A 23,907-nucleotide genomic window follows, 5' to 3' on the forward strand; every position below is an offset into this window, starting at 1 on the left:
CCGATGCTGATCATTCACCTACTCATAACACCCTTACCTGGCACCATGGTGGAGGGAAGCACAGGAGGTGCTCGATGGGGCTGTTCGATCGTTTCCGCAGGAAGCCACGCCCAGGTGTGCTACGCACCGCCTCAGGCCAGGACACGAGCCATCTCGAACAGTGGACGAAGAGCCGGCACGGTGTCGAGGCCTATGTGGAGCCGAAGACCACGGTGACCGAGACCACTGTGGTCCTGGTCGCTCACGACGGGGAGTGGACCCGCCGCCGGGTCGCGTCACCGGACGCCGCGAGGTCGTTCGCACGCAAACTCGGCATGCCGATCTACGACGCGGGCATCGTGGGTTACCCGAAGCGCATGCGCGACTACACCGCGCGCAAGAAAGCCTCGGGCGATCTCTAGAACTCCACGGTCGGTTCGTGCCGCACGGGAAAATTGACGCTCGCCGCGATGAAGCACAGCGAGTGCGCTTTCTCGTGCAACGCCTGCGCCGTTTCCTTGGTGGCGGGGTCCGCGACGGTCACGACGGGGTTGAGCAGCACCTCGGTGAACCGCCCGGACCCGTCCGGGTGCTCGGCCATCGTGCCGGTCGCGTGGTCGCGGTAGCCGGTCACGACGACGCCGTTGGTCGACGCCAGGTGCAGGTACCAGAGCATGTGGCACTGCGAGAGCGACGCGACCAGCAGTTCTTCGGGGTTGTAGCGGCTGCGGTCGCCCCGGAACGACGGGTCGGACGAGCCGAGGATCGTCTCCTTGCCCTCGATCCGGACCTCGTGCGCGCGCTCGTAGGAGTTGTACCCGGAAGTGCCGCTCCCGGTGTTGCCAGTCCACACGACGTCGGCCTCGTAGTGATGCGTCCCCATGTGGAAATCCTCCTCTCTCTCCGGGCTGTCGGCAACAGTCCACATAGGACTTGGATTTGGGGATCATTCCCTTCGTGGAACAAGGAATTCGGATGAACGCTCCTTTGTGCACCATGGTCGTCTACTTGGGACTGCGATGAGACCCGGCCGGTTGCCCGTCGACGAACAGGTCGAGGCGTTGCGGGCCGTCCTCGGGCGCAACGAGGTGCTGACCGACGTCCTCGCCGGAGCGGCCGGACTGCGCCTGCCGGGCTGGTACCTGACGGCGGGATGCGTGTTCCAGACGGTGTGGAACGTCGTGACCGGCCGGCCCGCGGCCGAGGGCGTCCTCGACTACGACCTGTTCTACTTCGACGCGTCCGACCTGTCCTGGGAGGCCGAGGACGCGGTCATCCAGGCCGGCCGGGAGCGGTTCGCCGGAGTGCCCGCGACCGTCGAGATCCGCAACGAGGCGCGCGTCCACCTCTGGTACGAGGAGAAGTTCGGGGTGCCCTGTCCGCCCCACGACTCGACTGAGGCGGCCATCGACTCGTTCGCCGCCACCACGTGTTGCGTCGGCATCCGGTCAGAACCCGATGGGCGGTGGCGGGTCTACGCGCCGCATGGTCTCGCGGACGTGTTCAACCTCGTCGTGCGACCCAACCCCGTGCTGGCTCCCCGCCACGTCTACGAGACCAAAACGTCCAGGTGGCGAGCCCAATGGCCGACCCTGACCGTGCTCCCGTGGCCCTGAAACGCCGAACGGGCGGAGACCCCTTGAAGGATCTCCGCCCGTTCCGCCGAGAGCAGGACTCAGCCGTCGAAAGCAGGACTCAGCCGTTGGCCGCGATGTCCGCCAGCACGGCCGCGATGGTCCGCACCGGAACACCGGTGCCGCCCTTCGAGGTGTAGCCGTACGGGCCGCCCGTGTGGAACGCCGGGCCGGCGATGTCGATGTGCGCCCACTGCACGCCCTCGGCCACGAACTCGCGCAGGAACAGGCCGGCCGCGAGCATGCCGCCCCAGCGGTGCCCGGTGACGTTCGCGAGGTCCGCCAGGCGCGAGTCGAGGTCCGCGCGCAGCTCCTCGGGCAGCGGCATGGCCCACGCCGACTCGCCGACGGCGGTGCCGATGGCGGCCACGCGGTCGCGGAACTCGTCCGAGCCCATGACGCCCGAGGTGCGCTTGCCCAGTGCCACGACCTGCGCGCCCGTCAGCGTGGCGGTCTCGATCAGGTAGTCCGGGTTGTCCTCGCACGCGCGCACGATGGCGTCGGACAGGATCAGGCGGCCCTCGGCGTCGGTGTTGAGCACCTCGACGGTCTTGCCGCCGTACATGGTCAGCACGTCGCCGGGGCGGTACGCGTCACCGGACGGCATGTTCTCCGCCATCGGGATCGACGCGATGATCTCCAGCGGGTACTTGAGCTTCGCGGCGAGCACCATCGTGGCGACGATCGCGGCGGCACCCGACATGTCCGAGGTCATCTCGTCCATGCCCGCGGCCGGCTTGATCGAGATGCCGCCGGTGTCGAACGTGATGCCCTTGCCGACCAGGGCGACCTTCTTGACGGCCTTCGTGCCCTTGTACGAGATGCGCACGAGGCGCGGCTGGCGCGTCGAACCGACGCCGACGCCCAGGATGCCGCCGAAGCCCTGCTTCTTCAGCGCCTTCTCGTCGAGGACCTCGACGTCGAGGCCGGCCGCGGTGGCGAGCTTCTCCGCGCGGGCGGCGAACGAGGCGGGGTAGAGGTCGTTCGGCGGCGTGTTGATGAAGTCACGCGCGATGGCGACGGACTCGGCGATCGCGACGGCGGCCTTCAGTGCGGCCTTGTTCTCCTTGGAACCGGCGGCGTGCAGGTCGACCTTCACGACCGGGCCCTCGCCCTTGTCGGACTTGTACTCGGTGAACGAGTAGGCGCCGAGCAGCGTGCCCTCGGCGGCGGCACCGACGTGCAGGGCGGCGAGCGTGTTGATCGCGCGCTTCTTGCCGCCCAGCGCGCGGGCGGCGACACCGGACGCGCGGCGCACCTGCTCCTCGCCGGCGGTCTTGCCGAGGCCGACGGCCAGCACGAGCGGGGCGGTGATCTTGCCGAAGGTCGGCACCTTCACCAGTTCGTCGGCCTTGCCGGACGCGCGCAGGGTGCCGAGCACGTCGAGCAGCGCGCCGTCGAACGCGGCGGCGACAGCTTCGGCACCGGGTGCGAGCTCCAGACCGTCCGCACCCTGCAGGGTGCCCACGACGACTGCGTCCGCGGCGGTGGTGCTCAGGTCACCCTCGGTGAGGGCCAGCTTCGGGGCTGTCACGTGCTGCTCCAGGGTTGTTGCGGGCGGGGCTCGGAATCGTGACTCATGCTAAAGGTCGGACTGTCCCACCAATGCCCAGCCCCGCCACGATCGCCGCAATCCGTGACGTTGACAGTTGCGCACAGTGGCGATTCGCCCGTTTCACGCGTCAGTCGACCGGGTGGTTACGGCCGGATGCCGCATCTGAGAACGTGTACCCGTGACCCACACGCCTCGCGAGATCGTCACGACGGTCGCGCTCGGTCTCCCCGCGGTGCTCGGTGCGGGGGTCTTCGCCGGATTCGCCCCAGCCGCAAGCCTTGCGGGCTGGTGGGTGCTCCCGGCGCTGGCCATCTCCGCGCTCGCCGCCCTGTGCTGCGCCTTCTCCACCGCCGACCAGTCCCGGGCCTATCCGGACATCGGCGGCGGTTACGGATACGTACGAGCCCAGCTCGGCGTGTGGCCCGCAAGGATGACGGCGAGTGCGCACCTGCTGGGCCGGTGCGCCATGGCCGCGGCCGTGGCACTGATGTTCGGCGCGTACGTGGTGCCGGACCAGCCGATGATCGGCGCGGTCGCCCTCGTCGTCGCGACGGCGCTGCTCGGCGCGGCCGGTTTCCGCTTCACCACCGGTGTCAGCGTGCTGGTGTCGGTGGTCCTGCTCGGCGTGCTGGCGCTGGTCGTCGCGGCGAGCTTCTCGATCGCGCCCGTGCCGTCGGCGGGGGAGGCGGGCACCGTCAACGAGCTCGTCGGCGTCGCCGGCCTGATGTTCATGGCGTTCGCCGGCTTCGAACGCGTCACCGCACCGCACCGCGGCGAGCAGCCGCACTCACCGGCCGTGCTGAAGATCGCGATCCCGGTCCTGGTCGGACTGTCGTTCGCCGTCTACCTGGCCGTGGGCGCGGGTGTGCTCCGCCAGCTCGGCAGTGCGCGCCTGGCGTTGTCACCTGCCCCGCTGCGGGACGCGCTCGTCGCGGCGGACTCGGCCGCGCTGGTGCCGCTGGTGCAGGTCGCCGCGGCGGTGGCCGGCGTGGCCGCGCTGCACTTCGTCCTCGCGTCCGCGCACCGCACGCTCACCGGGCTGGCCGAGGACGGCGACCTGCCGACTCGCCTCAAGCCCGGCGCGCTGTCGCTCGTCGTGGTCGTCGCTTCGGTGCTCGCCGTGGTGCTGATGCCGCTGGGGCTGGCACTGGGCGTGGCGGCCTGCGGGACGTTGTTCTACTACGCCTTCACGAACGCGTCGGCCCGGGTGCTGCTGCAGAACGACCGCACGTGGCCCATGCGCACGGCCTGTCTCGGGCTCGGCCTCTCGGTGCTGCTCGCCATGAGCCTGCCGGTGCCCGCGATGCTCGTCTCGATCGCGGGCTTGGGCGTCGGCACGGGTCTGATCGGGCTTACAGCGTCACTGAGAGGAAAACGAGCAGCGTCACGGCAACACACACGGCAAGCCCGATGATGCGGCCGTTGGTGGACGGCTTCTCCTTGGTGATCGACCAGTAGCAGAACAGGAAGATCCCGGCCACGAACACCGCCGTGACGATGCCGCCGCCACCCCAGAGCACGTAACCGTCGAGAAACGTCATGCCGGTGCCCAGCACGAGCAGTGCGGCCTGTAAAACGGTGCGGACGTCAGCACCCTTCGAAGATCTTTCCGGCGCGGTCATGGCCGGGGACTCTATCGAGGTTCAACTAGTAGGACGTCCGAGTTTTGGGAAGAGGATTTTCCGTATCCCCACCTGCGGGTTACCGTGCTCCCATGACGAGCGAGTTGCCTTTCACCCGGACTCCCCACCCGCACCCGGCGACCCCGGAGCGCGTAGCGGAGGTACTTGCCAAGCCGGGCTTCGGGCAGCACTTCACCGACCACATGGTGACGATCCGCTGGAACCGCGAGAAGGGCTGGCACGACGCTGAAGTCGGCCCGTACTCCACCCTCGCACTGGACCCCGCGGCAATGGTGCTGCACTACGGCCAGGCGATCTTCGAAGGGCTCAAGGCCTACCGGCAGCCCGACGGTTCGATCGCGTCCTTCCGCCCTGAGGCCAACGCCGAGCGCTTCCGCGCCTCGGCCCGCCGCATGGCGATGCCCGAACTCCCCGACGAGCTCTTCCTGGAGTCCGTGCGGCAGATCCTCGCGGTGGACGACCGCTGGGTGCCCTCGGCCGAGGAGGAGTCCCTCTACCTGCGGCCGTTCATGATCTCCACGGAGAAGGGCCTCGGCGTGCGACCCTCGTCCGAGTACCTCTACGTGCTGATCGCCTCTCCCGCCGGCTCCTACTTCGCGGGCGGCGTCCGCCCCGTGAGCGTGTGGCTCTCGACCGAGTACGTCCGCGCGGCCCCCGGTGGCACCGGCGCGGCCAAGTTCGCGGGCAACTACGCCGCGTCCCTCGTGGCGCAGGCGCAGGCCGCCGAGAAGGGCTGCGACCAGGTCGTCTGGCTCGACGCGGTGGAACGCCGCTGGGTCGAGGAGATGGGCGGCATGAACCTGTTCTTCGTCTTCGGGGACAAGGTGATCACGCCCGAGCTGACCGGCACGCTGCTCCCGGGCATCACCCGGAACTCGCTGCTGGCGCTGGCCTCCGACCTCGGCCTGTCCGTGGAGGAGCGCCGCATCTCGACCGACGAGTGGGAGAAGGCCAACGCCTCCGGTGAGCTCACCGAGGTCTTCGCCTGTGGCACCGCGGCGGTCATCACGCCGGTAGGCCACGTCAAGCACGCCGGTGGCGAGTTCGACATCGCCGACGGCGGCACCGGCCCGGTGACGAAGAAGCTGCGCGAGAGCCTGACCGGCCTCCAGCACGGCCACGTCGCCGACACCCACGGGTGGATGACGACCCTCAAGGCCTAAGCGATCACCAGCACGGCCAGAAGCGCGATTTCGGCGGCAGCACCGAGCACGTCACCGGTGATGCCGCCGAAACGCTTTCCGGTGTGCTTCACCAGCAGCCACACGAGCGCGAACGCGACGACGACGGCGACGACCGCGCGCCAGCCGAGCGGAATCGCCGCCGCGGCGAGCAACACCCAAGTACCGATGACCAGCAACGGATGCTGTGTCCCGGCCACGAGCGCACCAAGCCCCTCGGGCCGTGCCGCGGGCACGCCGCGCAGGCAGCAGATGCCGAACGCCGCCCGGCTCGTCGCGAACGCCAGCAGCACGACACCCCAGTGGGCGTGGGGGAGAGCGGCGGCCTGCGCACCCAGCACCACGATCAGCGAGACGACGCCGAACGGTCCCGCGCCGCCGTCCTTCATGACCTCGAGCGCCCGCCCCGGCGGCCCGTAGCAACCGAGCCCGTCGGCGACGTCGGCGAGCCCGTCGAGGTGCATGCCCCGCGTTGCCAGGGCGACGGCGCCGACGACCAGGAACCCGGCCACGAGCGCCGGCACGTCGGACACCGCGAGCAGCTCGAGCACGCCGACGACGAACGCGCCGAGCACGAGGCCGACGAGGGGTGTGGCCGCGATGGCCCGTCCTGCCGCCTTGCGGTCGACGTCGTCGACCCGCAGCGGCAGGACGGTCAGCCAGGAGAACGCGAGCTTCACTCAGCCGGGTCTTCCGGGGCTGGTTCTTCCCGGGTCAGGTCTTCGCGGTTCGTCACACCGGCGCTCTCGAACGTCGCCATCTCCGCGAGCACCTTCACCGCCGAGATCAGCAACGGCAGCGCCAGCACGGCACCGGACCCCTCGCCGAGCCGCATCTCGAACTCCAGCAGCGGCTTCAGGTTCAGGTGCCCGAGCGCGATCGCGTGCGCGGGCTCGGCGGACTGGTGCCCGGCCACCCACCACTCGCGCGCCCCCGGCGCCATCTCCTCGGCGACGACGGCGGCGGCACCGACGACGACACCGTCGAGCACGACAGGGGTCTTGCGCACGGCGGCCTGCGCGAGGAACCCGGCCATCGCGGCGATGTCGGCGCCACTGGCCGTGGCGAGCAGCGCGACCGGGTCGCTGATCACGAGGCGGGCCCGGCGCAGCGCGTCCCGGATCGCCGCCGTCTTGCGCATCCACGCCTGGTCGTCGATACCGGTGCCGCGCCCGACGACCGCGACGGGCTCCGACCCGGTCAGCGACGCGATGAGCACGGCGGCGGGCGTCGTGTTGCCGATGCCCATGTCGCCGGCGACGAGCACGTCGGCACCCGCGTCGACCTCTTCGTCGGCGAGTGCGCGACCGGCCGCGATCGCCAGTTCGCACTGCTCACGGGTGAGCGCGTCCTCGCGGTCGATCGACCCGGACGAACGCCGCACCTTGTGCTGGCTGACGCCGGCCGGGGTGTCCGCGTCGACGGCCATGTCGACCACGCGCACGGTGGCGCCCGCCACCTGCGCGAGCACGTTCACCGCGGCGCCGCCGGTCATGAAGTTCGCGACCATCTGGCCGGTCACCTCGCTCGGGAACGCCGACACGCCCTGCGCGGTGATGCCGTGGTCGCCCGCGAACACGACCACGCGCGGCCGCACGAACGGCTTCGGCGGCACGGAGCCCTGGCAGGCGGCGATCCAGTTGCCCAGCTCTTCGAGCCGCCCGAGGGAGCCGACCGGCTTGGTCAGCACCGCGTGCCGGGCCTCGGCCTCGCGCAGAACGGTCTCGTCCGGCGGTACAACCGGCGGGAACTCGGTGCTCACCTGGTCGCTCCTATCGCAGTTTCAGGGGGATGCCGGCGACGAGGAGCGTGACCTCGTCGCACACCTCGGCGACGCGCGCGTTGAGCGCACCGAGGTGATCGCGGAAGAGCCTGCCAGAGCGCGTGGACGGAATGACGCCGAGCCCGACCTCCGCCGTCACGAGCACCAGCCGCGCCCGGCACGTGGCGACCGAACGCACGAGGTGGTCGACGTCGCGCGCGATGGCCTCGGCGCCGTCGCCCTCCCACGCCTGGGCCTCGTCGAGCACGCCCACCAGCCACGTGGACAGGTCGTCCACCAGGATCGGCGGGTCCTCGTACTGCGTCGCCGTGAGCAACGCGGGCAGGTCGGCCGGCGCGGACGCCTCGACCGTGTGCCAGGTGGACGGGCGCCGCGCGACGTGCAGCGCGATGCGCGCGTCCCAGTCAGGGTCGTCCGGGTACCGGCGCGCGGTGGCGACGTAGGTCACGGTCGCCTCGGTGAGCAGACCTTCCGCGTGCGCTGACTTGCCCGAACGTGCTCCGCCGAGCACGAGCGTGCGAGGTGACAAGAGAGTTAGCCTTCGTCCGTGGAATACCGCTGGCGCTACCAGGATGCACAGGGACGCGACGTCGCGGGCCCGGATGTGATGTTCGCGGACCAGACCGAGGCCGAGGAGTGGTTCAGCGCCGGGTGGCGTGACCTGCTCGACGCCGGGGTCGAACAGGTCACGCTGCTGCGGTCGGAAACCGAGGTGTACGGCCCGATGAGCCTGCACCCCGCCCAATGAGCTGGCTCAGCCCTGGGCGGTGAGCCTCGGGTCGTCGGTGATGACGCCTTCGAGGACCTTGTCGATCTGCGTGAGCACGTCGTCGCCGAGCTCGACGTCGATGGCCTTGACGTTCTCGAAGACCTGCTCGGGACGTGACGCGCCGATGATCGCGGACGCGACGTTCGGGTTCTTCAGCACCCACGCGACGGCGAGCTGCGCCAGCGTGATGCCCGCCTCCTCGGCGATCGGCTTGAGCGCCTGAACGGCGTTGAGCACGTCGTCCCGCATCCAGCGCGCGATCATCTGCGACCCACGCGCGTCCGCCAGGCGTGACCCCTCCGGCACCTCGGCGCCCGGCAGGTACTTGCCGGTCAGGATGCCCTGCGCGACGGGGGAGAAGACGATCTGGCTCAGACCCTCGCGCTCGCACGCCGGAACGACCTGCGGCTCGATGACGCGCCACAGCATCGAGTACTGCGGCTGGTGCGACACGAACGGGACGTTCAGCTCGCGGGCCAGCGCGGCACCGCGGGTGATCTGCTCGGCGGTCCACTCGGAGACGCCGACGTAGAGGACCTTGCCCTGCCGGACGAGGTCGGCGAACGCGAGCATCGTCTCTTCGAGCGGGACGCTGTAGTCGTACCGGTGCGCCTGGTACAGGTCGACGTAGTCGGTCTGCAGGCGCTTGAGCGACGCGTTGGCCGACTCCATGACGTGCTTGCGGCCGAGTCCGCGGTCGTTGGGACCACCGGGACCGGTCGGCCAGTAGACCTTGGTGAGGATCTCGAGCGACTCGCGCCGCTCACCCCGCAGCGCCCGGCCGAGCACCGACTCCGCGGCCGTGTTGGCGTAGACGTCGGCGGTGTCGAAGGTCGTGATCCCCGACTCCAGCGCCGCCTTCACACAGGCGTGGGCCTGTTCCTCCTCGACCTGGGAACCGTGCGTGAGCCAGTTGCCGTACGAGATCTCACTGATGGACAGGCCGCTGCGGCCGAGTCGACGGAACTTCATACATCGGAGCTTAAACCGAAATCGTTCGTGCTGCTAATGAACTTCGGGAGCGTGCCACACCATGGAATACCGCCAGAACAGGCGCCGGCGGATCCGCGCTCCCGGCACGATCTCCGCTGCCGCCGCCCGGATCTCGTCCAGCGTCGGCGCGGTCATCACCACCGGCATCTCCGCGTCGTGCGGCGTGCCGCCGGTGCCGTTGAGGGCCTTGGCGAGCCCGACGACGGCGTTGGCGGGCAACGTCACCAGCTCCATCGCCCGATCGGCCCGGCTCGCCGTCATGTACAGCCCGATGACGATCAGCGTTCCGCCCGGCCTCGTCAGCGCGGCGAGCCTGGTGAGACCTTCGCGCAACGGCAGGTGGTGCAGGCTCGCCTCGGCGGTGACGACGTCGTACCGCCCGAGGTCGTGGGTGAGCACATCGCCGTGAACCCATCGGACCTCGTCCGTGGTGGCGCTCGCCCGTTCGATCATGCGGGCGCTGGCGTCGATCGCGGTGACCTCGTCCGCCCTGATCCGCCGCGCCAGGTCACCGAGGCCGCAGCCGACGTCCAGCGCCGATGCGGCCCGCGACGGCAACTGCCGGAGCAGCCAGCGGCGGTACCACTCGTTGTGGTTCCACCGCAGCTTCTCCGGCAGCTGGAGCTTGCGCTGCTTCTCGCGCACCGCTAGTCGATCACCGGCTACTTGATCGCGTCGCCCGGCTTCACGCGCGGCTTGGGCACGCGCAGCTTGCGGATCTGGCTCGCGCGGATGAACGAGTACCAGCCGATCGACAGGCCCTTGATCGGCTCGGTCGGGAACTTCGCCCGCACCTTCCGCGTGACGAGGCGGCCGAGCACGATGCCCTCGATGACCATCGCGATCAGCATGAACGTCGTCGCGAGCGTCGCGTACCGCTGCACGGCCAGCGACGGCGTCAGCAGCGCCACGAACACCAGGATCGCGAGCGGCATGAACAGGCCCATGAGGTTGCGCCGCGAGTCGACGAGGTCGCGGATGTACGCCTTCACCGGACCGCGGTCGCGCGGCAGCAGGTACTTGTCCTCGCCCGCCATCATGCGCTGACGGCGCTCGGTGGCCGCGGCACGGCGCTCTTCCTTGCTCACCTTGTTGCCGCGCATGCGCTTGAACGCCTCGCGCTGCGTGCGGGGAGGAGGGGGCACGGGCCCGGAACGCCTGCCCTGCGCCTCACGCCGCTTGGGCGTGGGCCTGCCCTTGCCCGCGGAACGGGTGGAGTCGGCGACCTCGTCGGTCGACTCGGTGGCCGTGGCATCGGTGTCGGCGGCGTTGCGGCGCAGGAACCTCACGACGACAGGGTAGGACAGTGGTTCTTCTGTACCTTTCGCGAGGTGCGCGTACTCATCGCTCCGGACTGCTTCGGCGGCACCCTGACCGCCCGCGAGGCCGCCGACGCCATCGCCACCGGCTGGCGCGAGGCCAAGCCCGGCGACGTCGTCGCCGAGCGCCCACTGGCCGACGGAGGCCCCGGCTTCGTCGACGTGCTGCACGCCGCCACGGGCGGCGACATCCGGCATGTCAGCGTCACCGGCCCTCTGGGCGAACCGGTGGAAGCGCGCTGGCTCAGCGTGCACGCCGACGGTCGACGCGTTGCCTACGTCGAGTCCGCGGAAGCGTGCGGTCTCCACCTGATCCCCGCGGAGCTCCGCCCGCAGACCTGCGAGACGGCGACCACGCGCGGCGTGGGCGAGCTCATCGCGGCAGCGGCGGCTGACAACGATGTCGTAACGGTGGGCCTGGGCGGTTCCGGCACGACCGACGGAGGCGCCGGCATGCTCGCCGCGTTGTCGGACGCGGGTGTGGACCTGACCGGCACAGCGCTGGTCGCCGCCTCCGACGTGGAGAACCCGCTCCTCGGCCCGCACGGCGCCGCGCGCACGTTCGGCCCGCAGAAGGGCGCGTCCCCGGAAGCCGTCGAACGCCTCGAAGTGAAACTGGCCGCCATGGACGTCCTGAAGCCCGTGTCCGACATGGCGGGTGCCGGGGCAGCGGGCGGCCTGGGCGCCGCGCTGCTCTCGCTGGGCGCGACGATGACGTCGGGCGCGCGCCTGGTCCGCGACCTCACCGGTCTCGACGCCGCCCTCGACGACTCCGACGTCGTCATCACCGGCGAGGGCAGCTTCGACTGGCAGTCGCTGCGCGGCAAGCTCGTCACCGCCGTCGCCGGGGGCGCCGCCGAACGCGGCATCCCGTGCATCGCCATCGCGGGCCAGGTCAGCGTCGGCCGCCGTGAGATGGGCGCCGCCGGCGTCCAGGCCGCCTACTCGGTCTCCGAGCACGTCGGCTCTGTGCACAAGTCGATTGCGGACGCCCGCAAAAGTCTCATCGCAACGGCGCAGCACGTGGCGCGGCAGTGGTCGCGCTGAGGTGCGAGAACCCGGTTGGAGGGTGTAGCTGATATATCGGCTCGCTCGAGCGTGGTCTACGTGACAGTCGACACCTAGGGCGACATGAGCCGTCGTTGTGGGACCATGGGAAGCGGAACAAGGCGGGGAACGCCCGTGTTGTTGATGGGTGAACCGCCCGCAAAGGACCTCTTAGGAGAGCCATGACGACCGCTCAGGATGCCGCTTCGACCACTGAGGCGCCCAGCCACGGCGTGACGCTGACCGATGCGGCCGCCGTCAAGGCCAAGGCGCTGCTCGACCAGGAGGGCCGCGATGACATGCACCTGCGCATCGCCGTCCAGCCCGGTGGTTGCGCTGGTCTTCGTTACCAGCTGTTCTTCGACGAGCGCGCGCTCGACGGTGACGCGATGGTCGACTTCAACGGCATGAAGGTCGCCGTCGACCGCATGAGCGCCCCGTACGTCGAGGGTGCTGTCATCGACTTCGTGGACACGATCGAGAAGCAGGGCTTCACGATCGACAACCCGAACGCCGGCGGGTCCTGCGCCTGCGGCGACTCGTTCCACTAAGGCGAACACGCGGAGAGGCCGCGTTCCCGCATCGACGGGAACGCGGCCTCTCCGCGTGTGAACGTGAAAATTTTTCAGGTATTGCCCGGACGGACCCGTGAGCCGACGCTAGACACCGTATTCGGCGAGGCCTTCGACCTGGTGGGCGCACCGCTCGTCGACCTGCCAGGGCGCGGCGTCGCGCGGGGCGGGAAGGGGGTGCTCGGGGTGGGTCAGAGCGAAGGGGAGCTGCGCGCAGTCCTCGATCAGTTCACTCATCGTGGTCGCCTCTGGGATCGTCACCTCCCGACCGTATGACGGCGGTCTGACCTGCGGTAGCCCTACCAAACAGTAGTCTTCACCGCGGTACTCGTCCGGGTGAGTTGTCACGTAGCGCAACAAGAAAAGAGGAGCCGACGTGCCCCTAGCCGTGTGCGGCAGCATCGCGACCGACCATCTCATGCACTTCCCGGGTCGTTTCGCGGACCAGCTGGTCGCGGAGCGTCTCGACCGCGTGTCACTGAGCTTCCTGGTCGACGACCTCGTGGTCCGTCGTGGTGGCATCGGTGCGAACATCGCGTTCGGCCTCGGTGTGCTCGGGGTGCGGCCGGTGCTCGTCGGTGCCGTCGGCAAGGACTTCGACGACTACCGCTCGTGGCTGGAGCGGCACGGCGTCGACACGTCCGGCGTGTACGTGTCCGAGGTCGCGCACACCGCGCGGTTCGTCTGCACGACGGACGACGACATGTGCCAGATCGCCTCCTTCTACGCCGGTGCGATGGCCGAGTCGCGCAACATCGAGCTCGCGCCGATCGCGGACCGAGTCGAGAACCTCGAGCTCGTCATCATCAGCCCGGACGACCCCGCGGCCATGCTCCGGCACGCCGACGAGTGCCGTCAGCGCGGCTACAGGTTCGCCGTCGACCCGTCGCAGCAGCTCGCCCGCATGGACGGCGAGCAGGCTCGCGCGTTCGTCGAAGGCGCCGAGTACCTCTTCAGCAACGACTACGAGTGGGAACTGCTGCTGCAGAAGACCGGCTGGACCGAGGCCGACGTCCTCGCCCGCGTCGGCAAGCGCGTCACCACGCTCGGCGCCAAGGGCGTCGAGATCGTCGACCGCGACGGCTTCGCGCTGCACGTCCCCGCCGTCCCCGAGGTCGCGAAGACCGACCCGACCGGAGTCGGCGACGGCTTCCGCGCGGGCTTCCTCGCCGGCATCACCGCGGGCCTGAGCATCGAACGCGCAGCTCAGCTCGGCTCGTTCATCGCGGTCGAGGTGCTCGAGACCGTCGGTACGCAGGAGTGGGTGATCGAGCGCGAGGCGGCGCTCGCCCGCATTCGTGGCGCGTTTGGTGCGGAAGCCGCTGAGGAGATCGCTCCCGTCCTGCCATGATCGGACAATGGGGACGTACCTGTTCGGCGACACCGGTGAGTCGCTCGATCCGAAGTTCGACGCGCTGAGCTCACTGCTCGACGCGGGCACCTTCACCCGCGTCGAGCAGCTGGGCGTCTCGGACGGCTGGCGCTGCCTCGAAGTGGGAGGTGGCGGGGGATCGGTGGCGAACTGGCTGGCCGACGTCGTCGCCCCGGCCGGGCACGTGACGGTCACCGACATCGACGTCACCAGGCTCGAGGAACGCGACAACGTCACCGTCCTGGAACACGACGTGGTGTCCGGCATCCTGCCCGGCAACGCGTTCGACCTGGTCCACGCCCGCCTGGTGCTCTTCTACCTCCCCGCCCGCGACCTCGTCCTGCGCAAGCTGCGCGACGCGTTGCGGCCCGGCGGCTGGCTCGTCCTCGAAGAGTTCGACTGCCTGCCGCTCGAAGTCCTCTCCGCCGCTCCCGACGACGCGAAGCTGATCATGCGGGTCAAGAACGCCCTGCTGACGATGCTCGACCACGCCGGAGCCGAGCTGGCGTGGGGCGCACGTGTCGAGAGGGCCCTGCGCGACGCCGGTCTGAACGACGTCAGCGGGTCCCGCGACGTGCAGGAGTGGGAGGGCGGCTCCGCGGGGTGCCGCCTGCTCGCCACGACCGCACGCCTGGTGCGCGCGAAGCTGCCGCTCACCGACGCCGAGTTCGACCGCTACCTGGAGCTGATGGAGTCCCCGGAGACCGTCGTCAGCTCGTACGCGATCTGCAGCGCGCAAGGCCGTCGCTGAAAACGAAAGGGCCCCTCCGAGGAGGGGCCCTGACGCGTCGGACCTAGAGCTTGACCGGGTAGTGCGGTTCCGGCACCACCGGCTGGATGCGGCCCTCGACGAAGATGCCGTGCCAGATCATGAACACCAGCAGCGCCCAGATGCGGCGGCTGTGGTCGAGCACGCCGGAACGGTGCTCCTCGATCAGCCGCAGCACCGCGTTCTTGTCGATGTACTGGTCGGTCTGCGACCTGCGCACGATGTCGACGGCCCAGTCGTGCATCTCGTCCTTGAGCCAGTGCCGGATCGGCACCGGGAAGCCGAGCTTGCGGCGGTTGAGCACGTGCGCCGGCACGATGTCGCGGATCGCCTTGCGCAGCGCGAACTTCGTGGTGTCCTTCGTGATCTTCAACTCACTCGGGATCTGCGACGCGATCTTGAAGACCTCGGGGTCGAGGAACGGGACCCGCAGCTCCAGCGAGTTCGCCATGGTCATCTTGTCGGCCTTGACCAGGATGTCGCCGCGCAGCCACGTGAACAGGTCGACGTGCTGCATGCGCGTGACCGGGTCCCAGTTGCGCGACTCGCGGTACGGCCCGGCCGTCGCGTCCATGTGCGACACCGCCGGGTCGTACGTGCGCAACACCTGGCGCAGGTGGTCGTCTAGGAAGATGCGCGCGTTGCCGTAGTAGCGCTCCTCCAGCGTCAAAGCGCCACGGCGCAACAGGTCCTTGCCTCGCACGCCGTGCGGGATCTTCGTCGAGACCTTGCCCATGGCCTTGCGCAGCGCGCCCGGCACCTTCTCGAACCCCGCCAGCGACAACGGCTCGCGGTAGATCGTGTACCCGCCGAACAGCTCGTCCGCGCCCTCACCGGACAGCACGACCTTCACGTGCTGGCGCGCCTCGCGGGCGATGAACCACAACGGCACCAGCGCCGGGTCGGCCACCGGGTCGTCGAGGTACCAGGTGATCAGCGGCAGGGAGTCCATCATCTCCTGCGCGCTCACCGTGCGGACCACGTGCTTCACGCCGATCAGCGCCGCCGACTCCGCGGCCACGTCGACCTCGGAGAAGCCCTGGCGCTCGAACCCGGTGGTGAACGTGATCAGGTCCGGGTTGTGCTCCTTGGCCAGCGCCGCGACCACGGTGGAGTCGATGCCGCCCGACAGGAACGAGCCGACCGTCACGTCCGCGCGCATGTGCTTGGCGACCGAGTCGCGCAGCGCGGCGGTGATCTCGTCGTACAGCGCGTTCGCCTCGGCCTCGCTGCGGACCGTGCGGATCTTGAACTCCGCCGGGAAGTAGCGCTCGAACTTCGGCGCCTCACCCGGTACCAGCGTGAACGAGTGGCCGGACTCGACGCGGTGGATGTGGTCGTGCAGCGAGGCGGGCTCCGGCACGTACTGCAGCGTGAGGTAGTGCTGCAGCCCCTTGACGTTCATCTTCGGCGCGATGCCGATGGACGGCGCCAGCTCCAGCAGGATCTTCTTCTCGCTGGAGAACGCGACACCGCTCTGACCCTGCGCCCAGTACAGCGGCTTGATGCCGAACGGGTCGCGGCCGCCGAACACGATCTCGCGCTCGGAGTCCCAGATCATGAACGCGAACATGCCGCGCAGCTTCGTGATCGCCGCGGGCCCGTAGTAGTGGTACGCGGCGACGATGGTCTCGGTGTCGCCGTCGGTGTGGAACACCGCGCCGTGCTTCTCGGTGAGCTCGGCCCGCAGTTCCAGGTAGTTGTAGACCTCGCCGTTGAAGTTGATCGTGTACCGGCTCGGCGACTCCGCCGGACCCCAGGTCAACGGCTGGTGGGAGTGCTCGATGTCGATGATCGCGAGCCGGTTGAAGCCGAACACGACCTCGTCGACCCGCCTGGTGCCGCTCTCGTCCGGTCCGCGGTGCCGCATGCAGCGCAGCGCAGCCTCCACGGCCGGGCGCGCGTTCTCGGCCTCGTTCTCGCTAGGGCATACAAGTCCTGCCAGGCCGCACAAGGCTCTCGCACCTCTCAAAAGACATGAAGGGGAAGACCACGGGGAAGTCCCCAGTATGCCGAAGGGGCTCTGTGTGACCGAAACTGCACCGCAGCGGCGGTGCCCCCAAGGGGTGAGCGCGGTTGCGCTGGGCTACGCTCCCGCTTGATCCGTTGGCATGGAACGAGGAGGCGGGCGAGCAGTGGGCCTGAAGGAGGGCACCAGGGCATCCCGGCTGGTGAAGACCGCTGGGCTTGTGAGCCTGGTCGGCATCGGGGCCACCGGTTGCTCCACGGACGAGGTGCTGCGCTTCGGATGGCCGAAGGCCGTCACGCCGCAGGCCGAGGCGATGCGCGAGCTCTGGACCTGGTCCGTGATCGCCGCGCTCGTCGTCGGCGTCATCGTGTGGGGTCTGATCCTGTGGTCGGTGGCGTTCCACCGCAAGAAGTCGGAGGAACTGCCGCGTCAGACGGCGTACAACCTCCCGCTGGAGATCGTGCTCATCGTCGTGCCGACGGTGATCGTGGCGGTGTTGTTCTACTTCACCGCCGTGACGCAGAACTACGTCACGGACAAGTCGGGCAAGCCCGACGTGAATGTCGACGTGATCGCGTTCCAGTGGAACTGGGAGTTCCAGTACCCGGACCACAAGACCGAAGAGGGCAACGTCGTCAGCACGGTCGGCACCTCGGGCGAGGTCCCGGTCATGGTGCTGCCGGCCGGCAAGCGCATCCAGTTCACGCTGCGCTCGACGGACGTCATCCACTCGTTCTTCGTGCCGGAGTTCCACTTCAAGCGGGACGTCTTCCCGGAGCCGAAGAAGAACAACCAGGACAACGTCTTCCAGATCGACCAGATCGACCGTCCCGGTGCGTTCGTCGGTCGTTGCGCCGAACTCTGCGGTTCGTACCACGCGGTGATGAACTTCGAGGTCCGCGCTCTCGAGGAAGCCGACTTCGAGAAGTACATCGAGCTGCGCAAGCAGGTCAACGAGAAGACGGGCAAGCCGTACACCACGGCCGAAGCCCTCTCTCAGGTGAACTGTGACGAGTGGTGCTCACCGCTGGCCACGACGACGACCCCGTTCAACACCGACCGGACGGCCCGCGAGGCCTCCGGCGCGGGCCAGAAGTAGGGACACGCCCCGCGATGAAGATCGAAGCTCGCGTATTCGACCTGGTGATGGCCTTCTCGTTCCTGATGGCCGTCGTCTACGGCTACTGGACGCACCTGGCGACCGGCCACGTCGAGCCCACCGGCACGGTGGCGCTCGCGCTGACCGGCGGCCTGGCCCTCATCACCGGCACCTACTTCCGGTTCGTCGCCCGCCGCATCGAGGTGCGGCCGGAGGACAACCCCGACGCCGAGGTGTCCGACGGCGCCGGTGAGCTGGGCTTCTTCAGCCCCGGCTCGTACTGGCCGGTCGGTCTGGCCGCCGCGGCGGCGACCACGGGTGTCGCGGTGGCGTTCTGGCACGTGTGGCTGCTCGTGATCGCCATCGTCCTGGTGCTGGTCGCGGTCGGTGGCCTGGTGTTCGAGTACCACACCGGTCCGAACCACGACTGATGCAGCACGACCGAGGCCCCCTCCGCTGCGGAGGGGGCCTTCGTCGTCTCCGAAACCGACGCCCAGCACGTGACACGTCGCACGAGAAAGGCCCCTTCCCGTCGTCGCGGGAAGGGGCCTTCGCAGGTCTTGCGCGGGGCTTACGCCGCCGCGGCGACCGGGGTCTTCTGGTACGCGTCGACGTACTCCTGGCCGCTCAGGTCGAGGATGCGGTAGATGATCTCGTCGGTGACGCTGCGCAGCACCGGCAGCGAGTCCTGCATGCCGTCGTAACGGCTGAAGTCGAGCGGCTCACCGAAGCGGACCGTCACGGGGACGATCTTCGGGAACCTGCTGCCGACCGGCTGCACCTTGTCGGTGCCGATGATGCCGACCGGGATGACCGGGGCACCGGACTCGAGCGCCATGCGCGCCACGCCCGTGCGGCCGCGGTGCAGCCTGCCGTCGAGCGAGCGGGTGCCCTCGGGGTAGATGGCGAAGGCGTCCCCGCGGGCCAGGATCTCGGCGGCCGTGTCGAGCGCGGCGCGGGCGTCACGGCCGCTGCCGCGGTGCACCGGCACGTGGCCGAGCGAGGAGAAGAACCGGCGCGACAGCGAGCCCTTCAGGCCGGTGCCCGTGAAGTACTCCGCCTTCGCGAGGAAAGACACGCGGCGCGGCACGACCATCGGGATGACCACGCTGTCGATGAAGCTGAGGTGGTTGGCCGCCAGGATGACGGGGCCGTCGGTGGGGATGTTCTCCAGACCGTCCACCACAGGGCGGTAGACGAGACGGGCAGTGCGCGCGACGACGTGCTTCATCACCGGGTAGAGGAGGGCCATGTCCCCAGCATTCCAGGTGGCGATTGCCACGGCGTTACCACGTGGCGCGCATCTCGGGCCCATCACTCGCTCGGACTACGCCGATGCGGCGGCCGTGCGAGCAGGGTCACGCGTCGGCGACGACGCGTGACCGCAACCACGTTCTAGGCGGTGTCTGACAATTCCGTCGGGCGATAGTGGCGGCCGAGGGATCCGCGGACGGCGCCGCCGCAACGCCCGAATACGCCCGGTATGAGGCCGTCGCGGCGACACCGTCCGCGGATCGCTCGCCCGCGCCTCTCACCGAACGAATTGTCAGACACCGCCTAGCCCTTCAGAGCCTGGGAGAGCTCCACCCACCGGTTCAGCAGCGTCGCCGCCCTGCCCGAGTCGATGGCGTCCGCCGCGCGGCCCAGCGAGGCCGTCAGGTCGGCGTGCAGGTCGTCGGAGAACCCGCCGTGCGCCGCGATGGCGCCCGCGGCGTTCACGAGCACCGCGTCCCGCACAGACCCCGTCTTGCCGGCCACGAGGTCGCGGACCACCTGGGCGTTGACCGACGAGTCGCCACCCTTCAGGTCCTCCTCGCGGGCGGGCTTCACGCCGAGCACCGCCGGGTCGATGGTCTCCGTGCGCACCACGCCGTCCTGCGCGAGCCACGCGGACGTCGTCGTGGTCGTGGTGATCTCGTCGAGGCCGTCGTCACCCCGCACCACCAGCGCGGTGTTGCGGCGGCGCGCGAACACGCCGGCGATCAACGGCGCCGCCGACGCCCGTGCGCAGCCGATCAGGCCGACCGTGGGCTGCGCGGGGTTCGTCAGCGGGCCGAGCAGGTTGAACGACGTCGGGATGCCGATCTCGCGCCGCACCGGGCCCGCGTGCCGGAAGCCGGGGTGGAACACCGGCGCGAAGCAGAAACCGATGGCCAGCTCGCGCACGGTCTCCCGCACGCCGTCCGCGGGCAGGTCGATCGCGACGCCCAGCGCCTCCAGCACGTCCGCCGTGCCGCACTGCGACGACGCCGCGCGGTTGCCGTGCTTGACCACGGGCACACCCGCGGCGGCCGTGATGATCGCGGCCATCGTCGAAATGTTCACCGAACCGGAATGATCGCCTCCGGTGCCCACGATGTCGGTCGCCCGCACGTCCACCGTGAACCGGTTCGCGTGCTCGAGCATCATCGTCGCGAGGCCGTCGACCTCCTCCGGCGTCTCACCCTTGGCGCGCAACGCGACGATGAACGCCGCGATCTGCGCCGAGGTCGCCTCGCCCGACATCACCTGGTCCATGCCCCAGGCGGTGTCGTCCGCGGTGAGGTCGACGCCGTCGAGCAGGCGGTTGAGCAGCGAGGGCCAGGTGCGCTGGCTCATGGCCGATCAGCCCTTGACGACGGGCACTGCCGAGCCCCGCAGCACCTCGGCCACGGTCTCGGCGGCGGCCAGCGGGTCGAGCGGGTGCACCAGCACCGCGTCCGCCTGCGACCAGGTCGCGAGCCACCTGTCGTCCTTGCGGCGCACCGCGACGACGACCGGCGGGCAGTTGGTGATCTCGTCCTTGAGCTGGCGGGACAGGCCCATGCCCCCGGTCGGCTGCGCCTCGCCGTCGAGGATCAGCAGGTCGACGGTGCCGGCGTCCGCCTCGTAGAGGACGTCCGCGATCGTCGCGGCCTCGACGTAGTCGACGCGCGCGAGGTCCGGCGCCGGGCGGCGGCCGACCGCAGTGATGATCGTCTCACGCACCTCGGGCCGGTGGCTGAACACCAGGATCTTCGTGGTCTGCGTGCTCATCTCTGGATCCTCCGCTGCGACTGCCGACTGCGGTCCCTGAAGAAAGTGACCAAGGTCGCCGTGATGCTATCGGGCCGGTTCGGGTGCCTTCTGCAGGGCGTCCCACCCCAGGGCCTCACCGCCGAGCCGTTGCGCCAGCGAGGCCATCCGCGACCGCTCCTGGGCGCAGTGCAACGCGTCCAGCTTCTGCACCCGGCTGATATGCGATATCTCACCGGCCACCAGGACCCAGCCGTCCGGCGTGAGCAGTTCGCGCGCACGTTCTACCTGTTCAGCGGGGATGCGCACGTGGTGCCGCAGCACCGCGAGCTCGTCCGCGCGCCACTGCGGGGAACGCGCCAGAGCGGCCGAATCGGCCTCCGCGATGTCGAACGCCTCGACCACGACGACGAGCGCCGGGTCGTCCACCGACAGCGCCGGCTCGTCCTGTCGGTGCAGCAAGTCCCGCAATCGGCTCAGCAAGCCCATTCGTTGATCTCCTCGCGATGACCCTGCGTGTGACCCAGCCGACCCATGATCTGCCCAGGACCCGATGGGCGGACGGAAATAGCGCAGGCAATAATGCTGCTCGTGACCACGGCAGCGCCTTCAATCGGCCAGCGCGTGCACTCGCTGAACCGCCCGAACATGGTCAGCGTCGGCACGATCGTCTGGCTGTCCAGCGAGCTCATGTTCTTCGCTGGCCTCTTCGCCATGTTCTTCACGGTGAAGGCCCAGAACGAGGGGCCATGGCCTCCACCTCCCACGCACCTGAACATCCCCTACGCGTCGGTCTTCACGATCATCCTGGTCGCGTCGTCCTTCACCTGTCAGTGGGGCGTGTTCGCGGCGGAGCGAGGTGACGTCTTCGGTTTGCGTCGCTGGTACATCGTGACCCTGATCATGGGCGCGATCTTCGTCGGCGGGCAGGCAGGCGAGTACATCGAGCTGGTCGAGAGCGGCACCACGATCCCGTCCTCGGCTTACGGCACGGTCTTCTACCTGACGACCGGCTTCCACGGCTTGCACGTCATCGGCGGTCTGATCGCGTTCGTCTACCTGTTGATCCGGACGAAGCTCAGCAAGTTCACGCCGGCACAGGCCACCTCCGCGATCGTCGTGTCGTACTACTGGCACTTCGTCGACGTCGTGTGGATCGGGCTGTTCGCCATCATCTACATCGTGCCCTGACCTGCTCCCCAGCCACGAGCTCCCGAACTGACAGCAAGGGTTGCCGCACACCATGACCACCACGACGAAACGCCCCCGCGGCGCCCGCACCAAGCTGCGCCGCCGGGTCGCCGGACTGCTCGCACTGGGCTTCGGCCTGCTGAGCGCCGGCATGCTGTTCGCCGCCTTCGCGCCCCAGGCGCAGACCGCCCAGGCGCAGCAGCAGGACGCCCTGGTGCGCCAGGGCGAGCAGATCTACCTCAACACCTGCCAGAGCTGCCACGGCAAGTCCCTCGAGGGCGTGAAGGACCGCGGGCCGAGCCTGATCGGCGTCGGCGACGCCGCGGTCTACTTCCAGACTTCCTCCGGCCGCATGCCCATGGCGCGGCAGGAGGCACAGGCCATCCGCAAGCCCGCGAAGCTCTCCCCCGAGGAGATCAACGCGCTGATGGCCTACATCGACGCCAGCGGTGGCGAGGGTCCGAAGAAGCCCTCCGAAACCGGTGAGGGCCTGCGCGGCGACAACCCCGCCCGCGGCGGCGAGCTGTTCCGCCTGAACTGTTCCAGCTGCCACAACTTCACGGGTCGTGGTGGCGCGCTGTCGTCCGGCAAGTTCGCGCCGGCGCTCGACGGCGTGTCCGAGGAGCAGATCTACACGGCGATGCTGAGCGGCCCGCAGAACATGCCGAAGTTCGGCGAGCGCCAGCTCACGCCGGAAGAGAAGAAAGACATCATCGCGTACGTCAAGTCGGTCACCGACGGGAACAACAACTCCGGAGGTAACCCCCTGGGCGGGTTCGGACCCGTTTCCGAGGGCTTGATCGCGTTCATCGTGGGCATCGCCGCGCTCATCGGCGTGACCCTCTGGATCGGAGCCAAGGCATGAGCGGCGACAAGCCGATCGAGCTGCCCAGCGAGGCAGAGCTCGCGGAGATGAGCCGGGACGACCTCGTCAAGCTCGGCACGAAGATGGACGGCGTCGAGCTCGTCCACTACGAGGAGAAGTTCCCGGTCCCCGGCACCCGTGCCGAGCGCCGCGCCCAGCGCGCGGTCGCGCTGTGGTTCGTGATCTCCGCGGTGGCGGGCCTCGCCTTCCTCGGCGTGTTCCTGTTCTGGCCGTGGCAGTACGAGTCCCCCTCGAACGCCGAGGGCCACCTGCTGCACATGCTGTACAACCCGCTGATCGGCCTGTTCCTGGGTCTGTCGGTGACGGGCCTGGGTGTTGGAGCGCTGCTCTACACCAAGAAGTTCATCCCGGACGAGCTCGCGGTGCAGCAGCGCCACGACGGCCCGTCGGCCCAGGTCGACCGCGCCACGCTGGTCGCCGAGCTCGCCGACGCGGGTGAGCGCAGCGGCATCGGCCGCCGCAGCCTGATCAAGCGCACCGCGGGCCTCGGCGCCGGCGTGCTGGGTCTCGGCGTCACCGCCGTTCCGCTGGGCGCGCTCATCAAGAACCCGCACTCGGACAGCGAGACCAAGAACTCGCTGTGGCACACCGGCTGGAAGGCCGAAAAGGGCGAGAAGGTCTACCTGCGCCGCCACACCGGCAACTTCCACGAGGTCTCCCTGGTGCGTCCCGAGGACGTCGAGCCGGGCGGTTTCGAGACGGTGTTCCCGTTCCGGGAGTCCGAGCGCGAGGACGAGCACGCCCTGGTCGCCGCCCTCAAGCGGGCCGACGCGCCGGTGATGCTCATCCGCCTGCGCCCGAACCAGGCGGTCACCAAGCGTGCAGGCCAGGAAGACTTCAATTACGGTGACCTGTACGCGTACTCGAAGATCTGCACGCACCTCGGTTGCCCGACGTCGCTCTTCGAGCAGCAGACCGGTCTGCTGCTCTGCCCGTGCCACCAGTCGCAGTTCGACGTCTTCGAATACGCCAAGCCGCGGTTCGGTCCGGCAACCCGTCCCCTTCCGCAGCTTCCGATCACTGTGGACGAAGACGGATACTTGGTAGCCCGCAGCGACTTCATCGAGGCTGTGGGTCCGGCGTTCTGGGAGCGGAAGTCATGAGTGCCATCACCACGCCGACGAAGCCGGCCAACGCCGCCGCGCGCGTCGC

The 23,907-nt window shown here is 69.3% G+C and carries 29 protein-coding genes; 14 read left to right on the forward strand and 15 right to left on the reverse strand.

From position 1 onward, the window contains the following. The first annotated feature begins 74 nt into the window (after positions 1 to 74). Positions 75 to 401, forward strand: a complete 327-nt coding sequence (locus DFR72_RS36500) for an oxidoreductase (RefSeq protein WP_030474592.1) — start codon at positions 75 to 77, stop codon at positions 399 to 401. Here DFR72_RS36500 and DFR72_RS36505 read toward each other — a convergent pair. After that, complete coding sequence (locus tag DFR72_RS36505) at positions 398 to 862, reverse strand: OsmC family protein (RefSeq protein WP_090070977.1); 465 nt, start codon at positions 860 to 862, stop codon at positions 398 to 400. The genes DFR72_RS36500 and DFR72_RS36505 overlap by 4 nt on opposite strands. Positions 863 to 998: 136 nt before the next feature. On the opposite strand from DFR72_RS36505, the gene DFR72_RS36510 reads away from it, so the two are divergent. Next, entirely contained in the window at positions 999 to 1,595 is a 597-nt protein-coding gene (locus tag DFR72_RS36510; RefSeq protein ID WP_090070979.1) for a nucleotidyltransferase family protein, read from the forward strand. Positions 1,596 to 1,674: 79 nt separating this feature from the next. Here the strand turns inward: DFR72_RS36510 and DFR72_RS36515 are convergent, their stop codons facing one another. Next, positions 1,675 to 3,147 (reverse strand): leucyl aminopeptidase, encoded by a 1,473-nt coding sequence (locus DFR72_RS36515; protein WP_090070981.1) that lies wholly within the window; start codon positions 3,145 to 3,147, stop codon positions 1,675 to 1,677. A 199-nt stretch (positions 3,148 to 3,346) separates the two neighbouring features. Here DFR72_RS36515 and DFR72_RS36520 point away from each other — a divergent pair, with 199 nt between their 5' ends. Further along, entirely contained in the window at positions 3,347 to 4,582 is a 1,236-nt protein-coding gene (locus DFR72_RS36520; RefSeq protein WP_090070983.1) for an APC family permease, read from the forward strand. Here DFR72_RS36520 and DFR72_RS36525 read toward each other — a convergent pair. Further along, positions 4,521 to 4,790: a hypothetical protein gene (locus DFR72_RS36525; RefSeq protein ID WP_090070985.1), complete on the reverse strand. Its 270-nt coding sequence runs from the start codon at positions 4,788 to 4,790 to the stop codon at positions 4,521 to 4,523. The genes DFR72_RS36520 and DFR72_RS36525 overlap by 62 nt on opposite strands. Positions 4,791 to 4,882: 92 nt before the next feature. On the opposite strand from DFR72_RS36525, the gene DFR72_RS36530 reads away from it, so the two are divergent. Next, positions 4,883 to 5,974 carry a branched-chain amino acid aminotransferase gene (locus DFR72_RS36530; RefSeq protein WP_090070987.1) on the forward strand — a complete coding sequence of 364 codons (1,092 nt, stop codon included), beginning with the start codon at positions 4,883 to 4,885 and terminating at the stop codon, positions 5,972 to 5,974. Here the strand turns inward: DFR72_RS36530 and cobS are convergent. Genes cobS through cobU form a run of 3 tightly spaced genes read right to left on the reverse strand, consistent with a single transcriptional unit; the run spans position 5,971 to position 8,304 of the window. Then, positions 5,971 to 6,672 carry an adenosylcobinamide-GDP ribazoletransferase gene (gene cobS / locus DFR72_RS36535; protein ID WP_090070989.1) on the reverse strand — a complete coding sequence of 234 codons (702 nt, stop codon included), beginning with the start codon at positions 6,670 to 6,672 and terminating at the stop codon, positions 5,971 to 5,973. The genes DFR72_RS36530 and cobS overlap by 4 nt on opposite strands. Further along, positions 6,669 to 7,754: a nicotinate-nucleotide--dimethylbenzimidazole phosphoribosyltransferase gene (gene cobT / locus DFR72_RS36540; RefSeq protein WP_090070991.1), complete on the reverse strand. Its 1,086-nt coding sequence runs from the start codon at positions 7,752 to 7,754 to the stop codon at positions 6,669 to 6,671. The genes cobS and cobT overlap by 4 nt, the downstream gene beginning before the upstream one ends. A 10-nt stretch (positions 7,755 to 7,764) precedes the next feature. Next, complete coding sequence (cobU, locus tag DFR72_RS36545) at positions 7,765 to 8,304, reverse strand: bifunctional adenosylcobinamide kinase/adenosylcobinamide-phosphate guanylyltransferase (RefSeq protein ID WP_090070993.1); 540 nt, start codon at positions 8,302 to 8,304, stop codon at positions 7,765 to 7,767. 18 nt (positions 8,305 to 8,322) lie between these two features. Here cobU and DFR72_RS36550 point away from each other — a divergent pair, with 18 nt between their 5' ends. Beyond that, positions 8,323 to 8,523 (forward strand): hypothetical protein, encoded by a 201-nt coding sequence (locus DFR72_RS36550; RefSeq protein WP_090070995.1) that lies wholly within the window; start codon positions 8,323 to 8,325, stop codon positions 8,521 to 8,523. Positions 8,524 to 8,529: 6 nt separating this feature from the next. Here DFR72_RS36550 and DFR72_RS36555 read toward each other — a convergent pair whose 3' ends face one another. From DFR72_RS36555 to DFR72_RS36565, 3 genes are read right to left on the reverse strand one after another with little or no spacing between them, the layout of a single operon-like run. After that, positions 8,530 to 9,516 carry an aldo/keto reductase family protein gene (locus DFR72_RS36555; protein WP_090070997.1) on the reverse strand — a complete coding sequence of 329 codons (987 nt, stop codon included), beginning with the start codon at positions 9,514 to 9,516 and terminating at the stop codon, positions 8,530 to 8,532. A gap of 33 nt (positions 9,517 to 9,549) precedes the next feature. Beyond that, positions 9,550 to 10,182 carry a class I SAM-dependent methyltransferase gene (locus DFR72_RS36560; protein ID WP_090070999.1) on the reverse strand — a complete coding sequence of 211 codons (633 nt, stop codon included), beginning with the start codon at positions 10,180 to 10,182 and terminating at the stop codon, positions 9,550 to 9,552. Between the two features lie 17 nt (positions 10,183 to 10,199). After that, entirely contained in the window at positions 10,200 to 10,826 is a 627-nt protein-coding gene (locus DFR72_RS36565) for a DUF3043 domain-containing protein (protein ID WP_090071001.1), read from the reverse strand. A gap of 42 nt (positions 10,827 to 10,868) precedes the next feature. On the opposite strand from DFR72_RS36565, the gene DFR72_RS36570 reads away from it, so the two are divergent. Both DFR72_RS36570 and DFR72_RS36575 read left to right on the forward strand, forming a co-directional pair. Next, positions 10,869 to 11,903 carry a glycerate kinase family protein gene (locus DFR72_RS36570; protein ID WP_090071003.1) on the forward strand — a complete coding sequence of 345 codons (1,035 nt, stop codon included), beginning with the start codon at positions 10,869 to 10,871 and terminating at the stop codon, positions 11,901 to 11,903. 182 nt (positions 11,904 to 12,085) lie between these two features. Beyond that, the gene (locus tag DFR72_RS36575) at positions 12,086 to 12,454 is read left to right on the forward strand and encodes a HesB/IscA family protein (RefSeq protein WP_030474606.1); all 369 of its coding nucleotides are present in this window, start codon (positions 12,086 to 12,088) and stop codon (positions 12,452 to 12,454) included. A 108-nt stretch (positions 12,455 to 12,562) separates the two neighbouring features. Here the strand turns inward: DFR72_RS36575 and DFR72_RS45970 are convergent, their stop codons facing one another. Further along, positions 12,563 to 12,736: a hypothetical protein gene (locus tag DFR72_RS45970; protein ID WP_170176554.1), complete on the reverse strand. Its 174-nt coding sequence runs from the start codon at positions 12,734 to 12,736 to the stop codon at positions 12,563 to 12,565. Positions 12,737 to 12,893: 157 nt separating this feature from the next. Between DFR72_RS45970 and DFR72_RS36585 the strand changes: the two genes are divergently transcribed. Further along, positions 12,894 to 13,826: a carbohydrate kinase family protein gene (locus DFR72_RS36585; RefSeq protein WP_090071075.1), complete on the forward strand. Its 933-nt coding sequence runs from the start codon at positions 12,894 to 12,896 to the stop codon at positions 13,824 to 13,826. Positions 13,827 to 13,833: 7 nt separating this feature from the next. After that, positions 13,834 to 14,598 (forward strand): class I SAM-dependent methyltransferase, encoded by a 765-nt coding sequence (locus tag DFR72_RS36590; protein ID WP_090071007.1) that lies wholly within the window; start codon positions 13,834 to 13,836, stop codon positions 14,596 to 14,598. 43 nt (positions 14,599 to 14,641) lie between these two features. Here DFR72_RS36590 and asnB read toward each other — a convergent pair whose 3' ends face one another. Further along, complete coding sequence (gene asnB, locus DFR72_RS36595; RefSeq protein ID WP_090071009.1) at positions 14,642 to 16,570, reverse strand: asparagine synthase (glutamine-hydrolyzing); 1,929 nt, start codon at positions 16,568 to 16,570, stop codon at positions 14,642 to 14,644. A gap of 181 nt (positions 16,571 to 16,751) precedes the next feature. Here asnB and ctaC point away from each other — a divergent pair, with 181 nt between their 5' ends. Further along, positions 16,752 to 17,684: an aa3-type cytochrome oxidase subunit II gene (gene ctaC / locus DFR72_RS36600; protein WP_245983783.1), complete on the forward strand. Its 933-nt coding sequence runs from the start codon at positions 16,752 to 16,754 to the stop codon at positions 17,682 to 17,684. A gap of 14 nt (positions 17,685 to 17,698) precedes the next feature. Beyond that, a complete protein-coding gene (locus DFR72_RS36605; RefSeq protein WP_090071013.1) occupies positions 17,699 to 18,115 on the forward strand; it encodes a cytochrome c oxidase subunit 4 in 417 nt (138 codons plus the stop codon). Between the two features lie 140 nt (positions 18,116 to 18,255). Here the strand turns inward: DFR72_RS36605 and DFR72_RS36610 are convergent, their stop codons facing one another. From DFR72_RS36610 to DFR72_RS36625, 4 genes are all read right to left on the reverse strand, one after another. Further along, positions 18,256 to 18,936, reverse strand: a complete 681-nt coding sequence (locus tag DFR72_RS36610) for a lysophospholipid acyltransferase family protein (RefSeq protein ID WP_090071015.1) — start codon at positions 18,934 to 18,936, stop codon at positions 18,256 to 18,258. A gap of 305 nt (positions 18,937 to 19,241) precedes the next feature. Further along, the gene (gene trpD / locus DFR72_RS36615; RefSeq protein WP_090071017.1) at positions 19,242 to 20,282 is read right to left on the reverse strand and encodes an anthranilate phosphoribosyltransferase; all 1,041 of its coding nucleotides are present in this window, start codon (positions 20,280 to 20,282) and stop codon (positions 19,242 to 19,244) included. 6 nt (positions 20,283 to 20,288) lie between these two features. Next, positions 20,289 to 20,699: a hypothetical protein gene (locus tag DFR72_RS36620; protein ID WP_090071019.1), complete on the reverse strand. Its 411-nt coding sequence runs from the start codon at positions 20,697 to 20,699 to the stop codon at positions 20,289 to 20,291. Between the two features lie 66 nt (positions 20,700 to 20,765). After that, on the reverse strand, positions 20,766 to 21,167 hold the full coding sequence (locus DFR72_RS36625) for a hypothetical protein (protein ID WP_090071021.1): 402 nt from the start codon (positions 21,165 to 21,167) through the stop codon (positions 20,766 to 20,768). Positions 21,168 to 21,260: 93 nt separating this feature from the next. On the opposite strand from DFR72_RS36625, the gene ctaE reads away from it, so the two are divergent. From ctaE to qcrA, 3 genes are read left to right on the forward strand one after another with little or no spacing between them, the layout of a single operon-like run. Beyond that, complete coding sequence (ctaE, locus tag DFR72_RS36630) at positions 21,261 to 21,869, forward strand: aa3-type cytochrome oxidase subunit III (protein WP_090071023.1); 609 nt, start codon at positions 21,261 to 21,263, stop codon at positions 21,867 to 21,869. 52 nt (positions 21,870 to 21,921) lie between these two features. Continuing rightward, positions 21,922 to 22,734: a cytochrome bc1 complex diheme cytochrome c subunit gene (gene qcrC / locus DFR72_RS36635; RefSeq protein ID WP_090071025.1), complete on the forward strand. Its 813-nt coding sequence runs from the start codon at positions 21,922 to 21,924 to the stop codon at positions 22,732 to 22,734. Further along, complete coding sequence (qcrA, locus tag DFR72_RS36640) at positions 22,731 to 23,858, forward strand: cytochrome bc1 complex Rieske iron-sulfur subunit (protein ID WP_090071027.1); 1,128 nt, start codon at positions 22,731 to 22,733, stop codon at positions 23,856 to 23,858. Before qcrC ends, qcrA begins: the two co-directional genes overlap by 4 nt. Positions 23,859 to 23,907 lie beyond the last annotated feature (49 nt).

The sequence above is a fragment of the Lentzea flaviverrucosa genome (assembly GCF_003350445.1).
GTDB classification, from domain to species: domain Bacteria; phylum Actinomycetota; class Actinomycetes; order Mycobacteriales; family Pseudonocardiaceae; genus Lentzea; species Lentzea californiensis.